The organism is Mannheimia sp. USDA-ARS-USMARC-1261 (genome assembly GCF_000521605.1).
Classification (GTDB): Bacteria; Pseudomonadota; Gammaproteobacteria; order Enterobacterales; family Pasteurellaceae; genus Mannheimia; species Mannheimia indoligenes.
Genome location: NZ_CP006942.1, coordinates 2,006,719 through 2,021,226, shown reverse-complemented (window position 1 = coordinate 2,021,226; position 14,508 = coordinate 2,006,719). Strand labels below are relative to the sequence as shown.

The 14,508-nt window shown below is 40.1% G+C and carries 13 protein-coding genes; 9 read left to right on the top strand and 4 right to left on the bottom strand.

Annotated features, from left to right (window positions below; genetic code table 11):
* The first annotated feature begins 111 nt into the window (after positions 1-111).
* From aqpZ to serA, 7 genes are all read left to right on the top strand, one after another.
* The gene (gene aqpZ / locus X781_RS09735) at positions 112-798 is read left to right on the top strand and encodes an aquaporin Z (protein ID WP_025236686.1); all 687 of its coding nucleotides are present in this window, start codon (positions 112-114) and stop codon (positions 796-798) included.
* 74 nt (positions 799-872) lie between these two features.
* Positions 873-1,013 (top strand): hypothetical protein, encoded by a 141-nt coding sequence (locus X781_RS12420; RefSeq protein ID WP_200865312.1) that lies wholly within the window; start codon positions 873-875, stop codon positions 1,011-1,013.
* A gap of 102 nt (positions 1,014-1,115) precedes the next feature.
* Complete coding sequence (slyD, locus tag X781_RS09730) at positions 1,116-1,703, top strand: peptidylprolyl isomerase (protein WP_025236685.1); 588 nt, start codon at positions 1,116-1,118, stop codon at positions 1,701-1,703.
* Between the two features lie 124 nt (positions 1,704-1,827).
* The gene (gene ilvA, locus X781_RS09725) at positions 1,828-3,354 is read left to right on the top strand and encodes a threonine ammonia-lyase, biosynthetic (RefSeq protein ID WP_414625547.1); all 1,527 of its coding nucleotides are present in this window, start codon (positions 1,828-1,830) and stop codon (positions 3,352-3,354) included.
* A 15-nt stretch (positions 3,355-3,369) separates the two neighbouring features.
* Positions 3,370-4,704 carry a phosphoglucosamine mutase gene (glmM, locus tag X781_RS09720; RefSeq protein WP_025236683.1) on the top strand — a complete coding sequence of 445 codons (1,335 nt, stop codon included), beginning with the start codon at positions 3,370-3,372 and terminating at the stop codon, positions 4,702-4,704.
* A gap of 68 nt (positions 4,705-4,772) precedes the next feature.
* Positions 4,773-5,432 (top strand): ribose-5-phosphate isomerase RpiA, encoded by a 660-nt coding sequence (gene rpiA, locus X781_RS09715; protein WP_025236682.1) that lies wholly within the window; start codon positions 4,773-4,775, stop codon positions 5,430-5,432.
* A 36-nt stretch (positions 5,433-5,468) separates the two neighbouring features.
* On the top strand, positions 5,469-6,698 hold the full coding sequence (gene serA, locus X781_RS09710) for a phosphoglycerate dehydrogenase (RefSeq protein WP_025236681.1): 1,230 nt from the start codon (positions 5,469-5,471) through the stop codon (positions 6,696-6,698).
* Positions 6,699-6,784: 86 nt separating this feature from the next.
* On the opposite strand, the gene X781_RS09705 is transcribed toward serA, so the two are convergent.
* From X781_RS09705 to nadR, 4 genes are all read right to left on the bottom strand, one after another.
* Positions 6,785-7,303, bottom strand: coding sequence for a porin family protein (locus X781_RS09705; protein ID WP_025236680.1), 519 nt, complete (start codon positions 7,301-7,303; stop codon positions 6,785-6,787).
* Between the two features lie 17 nt (positions 7,304-7,320).
* Positions 7,321-8,037, bottom strand: coding sequence for a two-component system response regulator ArcA (gene arcA, locus X781_RS09700; RefSeq protein ID WP_025236679.1), 717 nt, complete (start codon positions 8,035-8,037; stop codon positions 7,321-7,323).
* 130 nt (positions 8,038-8,167) lie between these two features.
* Entirely contained in the window at positions 8,168-8,860 is a 693-nt protein-coding gene (locus tag X781_RS09695; RefSeq protein ID WP_025236678.1) for a metallophosphoesterase family protein, read from the bottom strand.
* An 11-nt stretch (positions 8,861-8,871) separates the two neighbouring features.
* The gene (gene nadR / locus X781_RS09690; protein WP_025236677.1) at positions 8,872-10,146 is read right to left on the bottom strand and encodes a multifunctional transcriptional regulator/nicotinamide-nucleotide adenylyltransferase/ribosylnicotinamide kinase NadR; all 1,275 of its coding nucleotides are present in this window, start codon (positions 10,144-10,146) and stop codon (positions 8,872-8,874) included.
* A gap of 190 nt (positions 10,147-10,336) precedes the next feature.
* Here nadR and ribF point away from each other — a divergent pair, with 190 nt between their 5' ends.
* Positions 10,337-11,299: a bifunctional riboflavin kinase/FAD synthetase gene (gene ribF / locus X781_RS09685; RefSeq protein ID WP_025236676.1), complete on the top strand. Its 963-nt coding sequence runs from the start codon at positions 10,337-10,339 to the stop codon at positions 11,297-11,299.
* A gap of 98 nt (positions 11,300-11,397) precedes the next feature.
* A complete protein-coding gene (gene ileS / locus X781_RS09680) occupies positions 11,398-14,208 on the top strand; it encodes an isoleucine--tRNA ligase (protein ID WP_025236675.1) in 2,811 nt (936 codons plus the stop codon).
* Positions 14,209-14,508 lie beyond the last annotated feature (300 nt).

Below are 14,508 nucleotides of genomic sequence, written 5' to 3'. Positions count from 1 at the left end.
ATGAGTATTTATGGTTTATCATAATACTCATATTTTTATTTAGTTATTTATTGGCATTTTTGGAAAGCAAAACGCTTATGTGTTGTTCACCCTAATGGGTAAGGATTAAAAATGAAAAAATATTTTGCTGAATTTTTCGGTACATTTTGGTTAGTGTTTGGTGGTTGTGGTAGTGCGGTATTAGCGGCGGGGATCCCTGAGCTAGGTATTGGCTACACAGGGGTATCATTAGCCTTCGGTTTAACAGTATTAACAATGGCGTATGCAGTAGGGCATATTTCTGGCGGTCATTTTAACCCAGCGGTGTCAATTGGCTTATTAGTGGGTGGTCGTTTTAATGCGAAAGATTTAGTACCTTATATTGTTGCTCAAGTTATTGGTGCAATTGCAGCCGGTGCGGTGTTATATACTATCGCTTCAGGTATCCCAACTTTTGATGCTACCGCTGGTTTTGCAAGCAATGGCTATGGTGAGCATTCTCCGCACGGTTATAGCTTAATGGCAGCGTTATTAATTGAAGTAGTATTAACGGCATTCTTCTTAATTATTATTATGGGGGCAACAGACAGACGTGCTCCGGCAGGTTTTGCCCCGATTGCAATCGGTTTAGGTTTAACCTTAATCCACTTAATCAGCATTCCGGTAACTAACACTTCGGTAAACCCTGCACGTTCAACAGGTGTGGCGTTATTTCAAGGAAGCTGGGCGATTGAACAATTATGGTTGTTCTGGGTTGCTCCGATCGTAGGTGCAATTATCGGTGCATTAGCTTACCGTTTCATCGCTGATGAAAAATAATTTTAGCATAAAGTTCTATGCAGTCCTAGCCATTATTGGTTAGGGCTGCTTTTTATTTATATGAAAGATTAAGAATGAAAATGTTAATTAAATTAGGTAGTGTGATTTTTGCAGCAGTACTGTTAAGTGGTTGCTTAGTTACTTCGGTTGTGGGCGGCGTAGTCGGTACGGCGGTAGATGTTGTTGATGCGGTAACCCCCGATATTGTCGATTAATAACTATTACAAGCGGTTAAAATTCGCGGATAGATTGCAAATATAAAATAAAGCGTTACAATGGCTTGTTATTTTTAACTAAACGTGGATAAAGGATTCAATATGAAAATTACAAAAGATTTAGTACCAAGCATTGCTTACCAAGTGCGTACCCAAGACGGCGTATTGGTTGATGAAGCTCCGGTAAATCAACCCTTAGAGTATTTGCACGGTCATAGCAACTTAGTGGAAGGTTTAGAAAAAGCCCTTGAAGGTAAAGTGGTTGGCGATGTATTTGAAGTACGTGTAAAACCGGAAGAAGGTTATGGCGAATATAATGATAATATGGTTCAACGTGTGCCAAAAGACGTATTTATGGGCGTAGATGAACTAGAAGTAGGTATGCGTTTTATTGCAGACACAGACTTAGGTCCATTACCTGTTGTGATTACTGAAGTGGACGGCGATGAAGTTGTGGTTGATGGCAACCATATGTTAGCCGGTCAAGAGTTATTATTCTCTGTAGAAGTAGTTGGCGTGCGTGAAGCAACCGCAGAAGAAATTGCACACGGACACGTTCACGGTGGACACGAGCACGGTTGTGGTTGTGGCGGACACGATCATCATCACGATCACGCAGGCTGCTGTGGCGGACACGATCACGACCATCACCATAATCACGGTGGTTGTGGTTGCGGCGGTCATCACTAATTCTTATTTCTCCCTCCTTTCTGGAGGGAGATCTATTTTAAAATATCGATTAAAGCTAATGGTAAGCGGTCCAATTTCTTAGAAAATTTACCAATGTCTTTATAAAAATATAACCTTTCAAATGATGAGTGAAACCAAACAAAACGAATCTGTAGATTATTTACGTTCGATTTTAAGCTCGAACATTTATGATCTCGCCCAAGTTACCCCTCTGCAAAAAATGGAAAAACTGTCTGAACGTTTAGGCAATAATGTGTTTATTAAACGTGAAGATCGTCAGCCTGTGCATAGTTTTAAATTGCGCGGTGCTTTTGCAATGATTTCTAATCTATCTAAAGCACAAAAAGAAGCCGGTGTGATTGCCGCTTCCGCCGGTAATCATGCTCAAGGTGTGGCACTTTCAGCAAAACATTTAGGTTTAAGAGCCCTGATTGTAATGCCACAAAATACCCCTGCAATCAAAGTTGATGCAGTGCGTGGTTATGGTGGTGAGGTATTGCTCTATGGTGCAAACTTCGATGAAGCTAAAGCAAAAGCGATTGAGCTTTCAACTGAATTGGGGATGACCTTTATTCACCCGTTTGACAGCCCAGCGGTAATTGCAGGACAAGGCACTATCGGTTTGGAATTAGTGCAGCAAAAGCCGGACTTAGATTATATTTTCATTCCTGTTGGTGGTGGTGGATTAATTGCAGGAATTGCCGTATTCATTAAGCAAGTTTTACCAAATATTAAAGTTATTGGGGTAGAGTCTAAAGATTCCGCCTGTTTGTATTACGCATTGAAAAATGGTCAGCCAACCGATTTAGAGCGTGTGGGCTTATTTGCCGATGGTATTGCGGTTCGCCGAATTGGCGATGAAACCTTCCGCCTTTGTCAGCAATATGTTGATGATGTTGTGTTGGTGGATAATGATGAAATCTGTGCTTCAATGAAGTTAATTTTTGAAAACGTGCGTGCCATTTCAGAGCCATCGGGGGCAACTTCATTGGCTGGTTTAAAAAAATATGTAAAACAGCACCAATTACAAGAAAAGAATTTAGCTTGTATCCTTTCCGGGGCGAATGTTAATTTCCATACTTTGCGTTTTGTTTCTGAGCGTTGTGAAATCGGCGAAAAACGTGAAGCATTACTGGCGGTAACCATCCCTGAACAGAAAGGCAGTTTCCTAACTTTCTGTGAGATTTTAGGTAATCGTGCGGTAACTGAATTTAACTATCGTCATTCCGATGATCAAAATGCGTGCATATTTGTTGGCGTAAGAATTTCCGGTTCGGCAGAGAAGTTAGAAATCATTAAAGAGCTACAGCAAAATGGCTATGATGTAACGGATCTGTCGGATGATGATATTGCTAAAACTCATATTCGTTATATGGTTGGTGGTAGAGCGGCCTCTATCAAAAATGAACAGCTTTATAGTTTTGAATTCCCGGAACAGAAAGGGGCGTTACTGAAATTCTTGCAAATGCTCACAAATTGGGATATTTCTTTGTTCCATTACCGTGCTCACGGGGCAGATTATGGTGATATTCTCGCTGCATTTGCACTAAATCAAGGCGATGAAGTAGAATTAAATCAACATTTAGAACAGCTTGGCTATCGTTTCCAAAATGTCAGCAATAGCCCTGCATATCAATATTTTTTGAAATAAAAGTTAGGAATTAAAATGGCTCGTAAATATTTCGGCACAGATGGTGTGCGTGGAGAAGTAGGTAAATTTCCGATTACTCCTGAATTTGCCTTAAAGCTCGGTTGGGCAGCGGGTAAAGTGTTGGCAACACAAGGCACAAAAAAGGTACTAATCGGAAAAGATACTCGTATTTCAGGTTATATGTTGGAATCTGCACTTGAAGCGGGTTTAACTGCAGCTGGTTTATCGGCAGTATTTGTTGGTCCAATGCCTACTCCTGCGATAGCCTATTTAACCCGTACTTTCCGTGCTGAAGCAGGTATTGTGATTTCAGCCTCTCACAACCCATATTATGATAATGGGATTAAATTCTTTTCATCAGTAGGCGAAAAATTGCCTGATGAAATCGAAGAAGCGATTGAAGCAATGCTTGATCAGCCAATGGATTGTGTCGATTCAGCAAATTTAGGGCGTGCAAGCCGTATTAATGATGCTGCTGGGCGTTATATTGAATTTTGTAAAGGAACTTTTCCATCTGAATTAAGCCTTGAAGGTTATAAAATCGTAGTAGATTGTGCCAACGGTGCAACTTACCATATCGCACCAAGTGTAATGCGTGAGTTAGGTGCAGAGGTAATTGAGATTGGTACGAAGCCAGATGGTTTAAACATCAACGAAAAATGCGGAGCAACGGATATTAAATCCCTGCAAAAAGTGGTGATTGAAGCAGGAGCAGACGTTGGTTTAGCTTATGATGGTGATGGCGACCGTTTAATTATGGTTGATCATTTAGGCAATAAAGTTGATGGTGACCAAATTCTCTTTATTTTAGCCCGTGAAGCTCTTCGCTCAGGTAAATTACAAGGTGGGGTAGTTGGCACATTAATGAGTAATATGAGCTTGGAGTTAGCATTAAAACAGTTAGCGATTCCATTCTCTCGTGCGAACGTAGGTGACCGCTATGTACTAGAGCAACTTAAAGAGAAAGGCTGGAAATTGGGTGGTGAAAACTCAGGGCATATCATTGTATTAGATAAAAATACAACAGGCGATGGCGTAATTGCTTCACTTCAAGTATTAGCCGCTATGGTAAGCCATAAATTAAGCCTCAATGATTTAGCAAAAGCTGTACCGCTATTCCCTCAGGTGCTATTGAATGTTCGTTTTGAGAAAGGTGCTGCAAATCCGCTTGAAAGCGATGACGTGAAAGCCGTTGCCGCTGAGGTAGAAAAACGTTTGGCGGGTAAAGGGCGTATTTTATTGCGTAAATCAGGTACTGAGCCATTAATTCGTGTAATGGTAGAATGCGAAGATGGGCAACTCGCACAAAGCTGTGCAGAAGAAATTGTTGAAGCAGTAAAACGTAATTAATCGCAAGCGGTTATATTTTGTAAAAAATTTGCAAAATATGACCGCTTGTTGTTTAAAAGGAGCAAAAAATGGATCAACAAGAAATGAAAAAAATTGCAGCTCAAGCTGCATTAAAATTTGTAAAACCGAATACGATTGTAGGCGTGGGTAGTGGCTCAACGGTAAACTGCTTTATTGATGCTCTCGCTTCAATGAAAGATGAAATTAAAGGAGCAGTTGCCGCTTCAAAAGCCTCAGAAGAACGCCTGCGTGATATCGGCATTGAAGTCTTTAGTGCCAATGAAGTTAGCGAGCTTGATATTTATATTGATGGGGCTGATGAAATCACACCTCAAGGAGCAATGATTAAAGGCGGTGGTGCAGCATTAACTCGTGAGAAAATTGTCAGTTCGTTGGCTAAAAAATTTATCTGTATTGTTGATAGCTCAAAACAAGTGGACGTTTTAGGTTCAACTTTCCCATTACCGGTAGAAGTTATTCCAATGGCTCGCTCTTATGTGGCTCGTCAATTAGTGGCACTTGGCGGTTCGCCGGAATATCGTGAAGGTGTAGTAACCGATAATGGCAACGTGATTTTAGATGTACATAATTTTAAAATTATCGAACCGTTGAAAATGGAGCATACAATCAATAATATTGCAGGTGTTGTTACAAATGGCATTTTCGCACAGCGTTATGCTAATGTTACTATTGTTGGCACACCTGAAGGTGCAGTTATATTAGAATAATTTATTATCGCAAACACATAATACTAGGAGCAAAAAATGGCTAAAATTTCTTTGGATAAATCAAAGATTAAATTTCTTCTACTTGAAGGCGTGCATCAAAATGCAATTGATGTACTCTTAGCGGAGGGTTATACCAATATTGAAGTACATAAGAAGGCACTTGATGGTCAAGAGTTAATTGATGCAATTAAAGATGCACACTTTGTTGGTATTCGCTCACGTACCTTTTTAACAGAAGAGGTGCTGGCTCAAGCTCCGAAATTAATTGCGATTGGTTGTTTCTGTATCGGGACAAACCAAGTTGATTTAAGTGCGGCGAAAAGACGAGGTATTCCGGTATTCAATGCACCGTTCTCAAATACTCGCTCTGTTGCAGAATTAGTGCTTGCAGAAATGATTTTATTAATGCGTAAAGTACCGACTGCCAATGCTGAAGTGCATCGTGGGGTGTGGAATAAATCTGCTGCCGGTGCAAATGAAGTGCGTGGCAAAAAACTAGGTATTGTAGGTTATGGACATATCGGTTCGCAGTTAAGTGTGCTTGCTGAAGCAATCGGTATGCAAGTTTATTTCTACGATGTTGAAAATAAACTACCGCTTGGTAATGCACAGCAAGTGCCGACGTTGGAGCATCTACTTTCAACTTGCGATATGATTTCATTACACGTTCCGGAGATCGATTCTACCAAAAACCTAATGAGTGCAGAACGTATTGCTCAATTAAAAGAAGGTTCGGTATTAATTAATGCGGCTCGCGGTACGGTGGTTGATATTGATGCGTTAGTAGCCCGTTTGGAAGCCGGCACATTGCGTGGTGCGGCAATTGACGTATTCCCAGAAGAGCCAGCGTCAATTAACGATCCGTTTGTATCACCATTATGTAAGTTTGATAACGTGATTTTAACGCCACACATCGGAGGATCAACTTCTGAAGCACAAGCGAATATTGGTACGGAAGTAGCGAATAAATTTGTGAAATATTCAGATAATGGCTCAACTGTAACTGCTGTAAACTTCCCGGAAGTTTCATTACCGATTCATAATCAAGCTAAACGCTTATTACATATTCACGAAAATCGTCCGGGTATCTTAAATCAGATCAACCAAATCTTTGTGGATCTAAATGTAAATATTGCAGCACAATACTTACAAACCGACCCAACTATTGGTTATGTCGTGATCGATGTGGAATGTGATAATGTTGATGATGCATTACAACGCTTAAAAGTAATTGAAGGCACAATTCGAGCACGTGTACTTTACTAATTAAGCAAAGAGCCTGAATAATATTCAGGCTCTTTTGTTACAAGCGGTCATATTTTTAAAAAATTTTACAACCGATTAATTTATGCTTAGAAACGATAAGTGGCATTTGCTGTGAAAGAGTTGCCTCTTAATTTTGTACCACTGCGTTTTAAGTTATCACGGGTGTATTCTGCAGTAAGTTCTACATCGCTTGATACAGCATATTTTGCCCCTGTACCAAAGCCGAAGCCACGATAAGTTTCGTTACCGACTTTAGTTGAGCTTGCATCAACTTTTACATAAGGAAGTAAGTCTGAACCAACACGATAACCTTGTTGATAAGCAACGGTATATTTATTTTTTTGTTTTACATCACTAAATACTTTAGTGCTGCCTACTTTTGCTTTACCTTGCACAACACCTACAAAGTTATTGCCTTGATCGATACCGTAATCAACAACTAAGACCGGACCTGTTGAGTCTTTACCTTTTACGCCATCTACGTTGTACTTGGTCGTTGTTACGTCAACACCTACGCCAACACCGGTAAATGTATTACCAACCGGGGCTGCAAATAAATTTGCGGAGAATAAGCAAGCAAGTGTTGCAATAGTTAATTTCTTCATATATGACTCCTCTTTGACTAAGATTCAATATTACCGCAGAAGCGATAACCTTCTCCGTGAATAGTTACGATCATTTCCGGTGTATTTGGGTGATCTTCAAAATGTTTACGAATACGACGGATTGTTACATCAACGGTTCTATCGTGAGGTTTTAATTCACGTCCTGCCATTTTCTTCAGTAAATCTTCACGAGTTTGGATTTTACCCGGATTTTCACAGAAATGTAATAACGCTCTAAATTCACTACGTGGCAATTTCGTTGCTTCACCTTCAGGATTAATAAGGCTGTGGCTGTGAATATCTAATGTCCAGCCGTTAAAGCGATAACGTTCCACATCGGATTGCTCTTTTGCTTCATTTTTTTCGCCCATTGTGCGTTGAAGTAAATTTCTAGCACGAATAGTTAATTCGCGTGGGTTAAACGGTTTAGTAATGTAATCATCAGCACCAATTTCTAACCCTAAAATTTTATCAATTTCGTTATCACGACCGGTTAAAAACATTAAAGGTAATTTACGGTTCTCTCGAATTTCACGAGCTAAAATTAAGCCGTTTTTACCCGGTAAGTTGATATCCATTAACACAAGATTGATTTCTTGAGCATTCAATACTGTGTGCATTTCTTCGCCGTTAGATGCTTGAAATACTTGATAACCTTCACCCTCAAAAATGCTTTTGAGCATATTCCTTGTGACTAATTCATCCTCAACAATTAAGATTTGTGGGATTTTCATTTTTTAACCTCTGATCTAATTATAAATTCTGTTTATAACCTTTATGTTACAAATTATTCAAATTCTACTTATAAATTTCTAAATGGAAAGAATAAAAATGACAATTTGTTTAATTCAATCAAATTTTTAGCTATTTCTCTCTATCATCAACACCTAAAATTAAGTAATTACCGTCAATATCGGCAAGGCTACGAAAACCGATGTTATAAATATGACAACCATATTTAGAATTTTTATTGTCGTAATGAAAATTATCGTGATGATGTCCGTGAAAAATCTTAGTTGCCCCTAATTTTTTAGCCAGTTGGTTAATTACTGCAAAACCTTGTGGGTGTGGCTTAGGTGCTTCGTGCGTAATTAAAATATCAGCTGTTTCGTTTTCTAATGCTTCAAAATCTGAAGGAAAAATAGAAGAACGGTGTCTTAGTGGCACTCCTCCTCGCCAAATTTTCTCTTGCGGAGTATATTGGCAAAAATGAATAGGGTCAAAAAACATAGGTCGATTCGGTGGCATCCAGATATGCCCTCGAAACACACCGCCAATCCCCGCAATTTTTACCCCTTGAATTTCCACTACTTTGCCGTGAATATTGCGTTCTTTCCAATGGCTATTCCAAACAGAATCAAAGGCAGCAACAGTTTTACTATCGTGATTACCGTGAATAAACCAAATATCGCAATGTTGGGAAAGTTTATCTAATTCATCGGGAGTCGTGAGTTGGAGATCACCTAGAATAACTAGAGACACTTTCTCTGTTTGTTGTTGTAAAACAGGGTAAAGATGCTCGTAGCTACCGTGCGGATCACCTGCAAAAAGTATCATCTTGTATTCCGTTACTCTGAATCGTTAAGGTTATATTGTTTAAATTGTAGTGGGATTGGCTCTTCATTTAAGATTGCTTCAACAACCTCTTTTGCCTGATTATATCTATCTAAATAACTTGGCGATTCAATTTCAATATAAGGAATACGGTATTTTTCCAGTAATTTTTTCAATAATTGTTGGAATTGTTGGCGTTGCTTTTTAGAACCCAAACTACGCAAACCGTCTGCAACCCATTTGGTATTATTTGACAGTAAAATCGTTACATCAAACGGATATTCACGAATCATTGAATCTAAGAATGGATGGGCTTTTCCTTCATATTGAATACAAAATGCCTGTGTTGTAATGTAATCGGTATCAATAATTGCCACTTTGTGAGCGTGTTTCATCGCATAATCAACATAACGCTGATGCCCTAGCACCATCTGAGGATAGTCAGAATATTGCATTGCTTGCTCATTGCCACCTAGTTGCTCAAACACAAATTCACGCCCATATTCCCAAGCGGAAGTTGTATTAAACACGTTCGCTAATTTGCTGACCAATACTGATTTACCACTGCTTTCACCACCTAAAATCGCAATGGTTTTAACAAAGAACGGACGAACTTCTTTCGGAATAAAACGCCAATAGTGGAACGGATTATTACGAATTTGAGTCGCAGAAACATTAACCGATTCACGAGCAGGATCAACCAACTGAACCTCTAAACCCAAATATTTTTCGTATGGCTCTTTGTCTTGAACTTCGCTACTAAACACAATGGTTGGATTGATGTTTTTCTCAGCAAACAGTTCTTTCACACGAGCTGACCAGCCTTCCCACCCGTTCGGGTAGCTTGGAATGCCATCCTCGACTAAATGGTGGATAAATATTTGCTTTTGCTGATATTTAAAGATCTGCTGTACCCAACGCAAACGGTCTTCGTTAGTTGGCATACGTTTCATTTTACTTTGCTGGAAAAGGCGTAAATCACGTTCGGAATCGGTACAAACGATAACGTGTAATACATCCACTTTACTGAATGCTTCATAGATCATATTAATATGACCTGTATGAATAGGGTAAAATTTACCAAAAATGACACCGGCACGCTGGTTGCTATCTTCGACAATTTCTAAAACCGAATGCAATGCTTTTAGTTTATTTGCACTCGGATTTTTAATTTTACCGCTCACTAGCTGATTAAAATAGGCTCGCGTTACACCGGCTTGTTCACAAATATCATTGACTTTAAGTTTAAGTTGTTTACGTTTTTGTTGAAGATAAGCAAAATTTGCCATAGTTATTCCCCCGATTTTTGGTTGCAATCATATAGCAAAATGTAGCATTTGAATATCTTTTTATACGAAAAAAGCTATGTTGATGTGATATTCGTGCATTAATTGATAACACATAGGATTTTTTTTCCTTTTTTGTTGATTTCTCGCTATAATCACAGCAATTTTTACTCATAAAACGGTTTATATTTTTATGCAGCTCATTCGAGGTTTTCACAATTTAGATAAATATAGTGCTTTAAACAAAGGCTGTGTTCTTTCTATTGGAAATTTCGATGGCGTACATATCGGACACCAAAACATTTTAAGTCGTTTGTGTGATAAAGCCTTAGACTTAGATTTACCTTCGGTGGTAATGCTATTTGAACCTCAGCCTCGCGAATTTTTTGCAAAAAAAAGTGGAAATTTGACCGCTTGCACACCGCCTGCAAGGTTAATGCGATTGCGTGATAAGCTGAAATATTTAGCCGAAGCCGGAGTGGATTTCGTGTTGTGCGTTCGTTTTAGTGAAAAGTTCGCTCAAATTTCCGCAGACGATTTTATTAGCGATTTATTAGCAAAACGGCTCAAAGTTCGTTATTTAAGCGTAGGGGACGATTTTCGTTTCGGTGCACAACGTGCTGGCAATTTTGACACCTTACGCAATGCAGGGCTGAAATACCGTTTCGCGGTGGAAGAAAGCCATACTCACAGCCTAAATGAAGAGCGAATTAGTAGCTCATTAGTGAGAGAGGCTTTGCAAAATAACGATTTAGCCTTAGCCGAAACATTATTAGGTAAGCCTTACTCAATTCACGGGCGTGTTGCTCACGGCAATAAGCTCGGTAGAACCATTGGTTTCCCAACCGCCAATATTATGCTCAACCGTTTAGTTACACCTATTCAAGGTGTATTTGCGGTGAAAGTAAACACGAAACAAGGCAGCTACAACGGCATTGCGAATGTCGGCAACCGCCCAACCATTAACGGTACAAAGCCGTTATTAGAAGTGCATATTTTTGATTTTAATGCCTCCATTTACGGCGAAGCAATTGAGGTCGTTTTTCTGCAAAAAATTCGTAATGAAACAAAGTTTGAGAGTTTTGAGGCATTAAAAGCACAGATTGAAAAAGATCGCCTACAAGCGGTTGAATTTTTTGAGAAATTTGCAAAGTAATTATGCAATTTAGCTTATTTCATTTGGAAGAGATATCGTAGGGGCAAATTGCAATTTGCCCCTACAACCCCGAGATTTTATTAAAATTGGAAAACAAAATGACAGTTGATTACAAAAACACCCTTAACCTGCCTGAAACAGGCTTTCCGATGCGTGGTGATTTAGCCAAGCGTGAACCAGATATGTTGAAAAATTGGTATGACAAAAACTTATACCAAAAAGTGCGTGAAGCAAGAAAAGGTAGTAAAACCTTTATTCTGCACGATGGTCCTCCGTATGCAAATGGTAATATCCATTTGGGGCACGCTGTAAATCATATTCTTAAAGATATTATCAACAAATCAAAAACTGCAATGGGGTTTGATACGCCTTATGTGCCGGGTTGGGACTGCCACGGTTTGCCGATTGAGTTAAAAGTAGAAGGCATTGTCGGTAAGCCGAATGAAAAAATTTCAGCGGCTGAGTTCTGCCAAGCCTGCCGTAATTATGCCAAAGAGCAAGTAGATGGTCAGAAAGCGGACTTTATGCGTTTAGGTATTCTAGGCGATTGGGACAATCCCTATTTGACAATGAATTTTGATACTGAAGCTCATATTATCCGCACTTTAGGTAAAGTGATTGCTAACGGTCATTTATACAAAGGTTCTAAGCCGGTTCACTGGTGTTTAGATTGTGGATCTTCATTAGCTGAAGCCGAAGTGGAATATGAAGATAAAGTTTCGCCATCTATTTATGTGCGTTTTAATGCGGTAGATGAATCGGAAGTAGCGGCTAAATTTAATGCACAAGGTCAGGGCAAATTATCAGCGGTAATTTGGACAACTACCCCTTGGACGATTCCGTCTAACCGTGCGATTGCGATTAACCCTGAACTTGAATATGCCTTAGTACAATTAGCAGATGAGCGTGTGGTACTAGCGGTCGATTTAGTTGAAGATGTTGCAAAAGCTGCCGGCGTTGAATCATTTGAAATTTTAGGCACAACCAAAGGCGAAAACTTAGAATTATTACGCTTTAATCACCCATTCTATGATTATAGCGTGCCGTTTATTTTCGGCGACCACGTTACCACAGACGGTGGTACTGGCTTGGTTCACACCGCTCCTGACCACGGTGCGGACGACTTTGTGGTGGCTCGCAAATATAAAATTGAAATGGCAGGCTTAATTTCCAATGACGGTAAATTCAAAGCGGATACGCCATTCTTTGCCGGCTTAGGCGTATTTGAATCGAACGAAAAAGTCGTGGAAAAACTGCAAGAAGTGGGGGCATTGCTGAAATTATCCCGCATCAAACACAGCTACCCACACTGCTGGCGACACAAAACCCCTATTATTTTCCGTGCAACTCCACAATGGTTTATTGGAATGGAAACCCAAGGTTTACGCAAGCAAGCATTAGGCGAAATCAAATCTGTACGTTGGATCCCATCTTGGGGCGAGGCACGAATTGATACGATGGTTGCAAACCGCCCAGACTGGTGTATTTCACGTCAGCGTACTTGGGGCGTGCCGATGGCAATGTTCGTTCACAACGAAACAGAAGAATTGCACCCACGCACTTTAGAATTGATTGAAGAAGTGGCTAAACGTGTTGAAGAAAAAGGCATTCAAGCGTGGTGGGATTTAGACCCAGCAGAACTGCTTGGCGAAGAAGCGAAAGATTACCGCAAAGTGCCGGATACCTTAGACGTGTGGTTCGACTCAGGATCAACCTATGCCTCAGTAGTGGAGCAACGCCCTGAATTTAACGGCAATTCAGCGGATATGTATTTGGAAGGTTCAGATCAACACCGTGGTTGGTTTATGTCTTCATTAATGCTTTCTACCGCAACTAACGGTAAAGCCCCTTACAAACAGGTTTTAACCCACGGCTTTACCGTTGATGAAAAAGGCAGAAAAATGTCTAAATCGCTCGGTAACGTGATTGTACCAAGCGAAGTTTGGAACAAAAACGGGGCAGATATTCTGCGTTTATGGGTGGCAAGCACTGACTACACCGGTGAAATTGCGGTATCGCACAACATTTTAAACAGTGCGGGCGAATCTTATCGCCGTATCCGTAACACCGCACGTTTCCTATTGGCAAACTTAAACGGTTTTGATCCGAAACGTGATCTAGTTAAGCCGGAAGAGATGATCGCACTTGATCGCTGGGCAGTGAGCTGTGCCTTAGATGCCCAAAACGAGATCAAAGAGGCGTACGACAACTACCAATTCCACACGGTGGTACAACGCTTAATGCGTTTCTGCTCGATTGAAATGGGCTCATTCTACCTCGACATCATCAAAGACCGCCAATACACCACCAAAGCGGACAGCCTTGCCCGCCGTAGTTGCCAAACAGCGTTATGGCACATTGCAGAAGCTCTTGTGCGTTGGATTGCACCAATTTTATCTTTCACTGCAGATGAAATTTGGGGCTATTTACCACAAATTGAAGGCAGAAGTGAATTTGTGTTCACTGAAGAGTTTTACGGCAGCTTGTTTGCCCTAACTGAGCAAGATAAATTAGATGATGCTTACTGGCAACAAATTTTAAAAGTGCGTGCTGAAGTAAACCGTGTGTTAGAGCAAGCTCGTAAAGACAAAATTATTGGTGCAGGTTTAGAAGCGAAAGTTACGGTGTACGCGAATGATGATATTCTTCCATTATTAGAGCAACTTGGTAATGAATTACGTTTTGTATTAATTACTTCACAAGCAATTGTAAAACCACTCGCTGAAGCTGATATTGCCGAAGGCGAATTAGCCGGTTTGGCGGTGAAAGTGGAAAATGCAGATGGCGAAAAATGCCCTCGTTGCTGGCACTATGCAACCGACATCGGCACGCACGCAGGCCACAAAGAAGTATGTGGACGCTGTGTGGAAAATGTTGCAGGCAGTGGTGAAAAACGTTTGTTTGCGTAATCATTCAATGTATTTTAAGGCAGGGGAAACCCTGCTTTAGTTTTTTCACTAATAGATAGACACCTATCTTAAAATTTGCAAAACTTTCCTAGAAAACAACCGCTTGCCTCGCTATAAAAATGAAAAAAATCACTGTTTTCCTGTCATTTATCTCAAAGTTTGCTCAAACAGCAATCGCCTTTTCTCCAGAGTGATGCTAACAGCTCAAATTTTCCTATATTTACCAAACCGAAATTGACAAAACCAAATATCTCAAGAACAAATAGTCCTGAAAGTTACGAGTGCCGTTAATGTAAAATC

Coding starts and splice junctions, on each gene's coding strand:
- X781_RS12420 (WP_200865312.1), top strand. CDS start 873: ATGAAAATGTTAATTAAATTAGGTAGTGTGATTTTTGCAGCAGTACTG.
- ribF (WP_025236676.1), top strand. CDS start 10,337: ATGCAGCTCATTCGAGGTTTTCACAATTTAGATAAATATAGTGCTTTA.
- ilvA (WP_414625547.1), top strand. CDS start 1,828: ATGAGTGAAACCAAACAAAACGAATCTGTAGATTATTTACGTTCGATT.
- aqpZ (WP_025236686.1), top strand. CDS start 112: ATGAAAAAATATTTTGCTGAATTTTTCGGTACATTTTGGTTAGTGTTT.
- rpiA (WP_025236682.1), top strand. CDS start 4,773: ATGGATCAACAAGAAATGAAAAAAATTGCAGCTCAAGCTGCATTAAAA.
- ileS (WP_025236675.1), top strand. CDS start 11,398: ATGACAGTTGATTACAAAAACACCCTTAACCTGCCTGAAACAGGCTTT.
- serA (WP_025236681.1), top strand. CDS start 5,469: ATGGCTAAAATTTCTTTGGATAAATCAAAGATTAAATTTCTTCTACTT.
- glmM (WP_025236683.1), top strand. CDS start 3,370: ATGGCTCGTAAATATTTCGGCACAGATGGTGTGCGTGGAGAAGTAGGT.
- X781_RS09705 (WP_025236680.1), bottom strand. CDS start 7,303: ATGAAGAAATTAACTATTGCAACACTTGCTTGCTTATTCTCCGCAAAT.
- X781_RS09695 (WP_025236678.1), bottom strand. CDS start 8,860: ATGATACTTTTTGCAGGTGATCCGCACGGTAGCTACGAGCATCTTTAC.
- nadR (WP_025236677.1), bottom strand. CDS start 10,146: ATGGCAAATTTTGCTTATCTTCAACAAAAACGTAAACAACTTAAACTT.
- arcA (WP_025236679.1), bottom strand. CDS start 8,037: ATGAAAATCCCACAAATCTTAATTGTTGAGGATGAATTAGTCACAAGG.
- slyD (WP_025236685.1), top strand. CDS start 1,116: ATGAAAATTACAAAAGATTTAGTACCAAGCATTGCTTACCAAGTGCGT.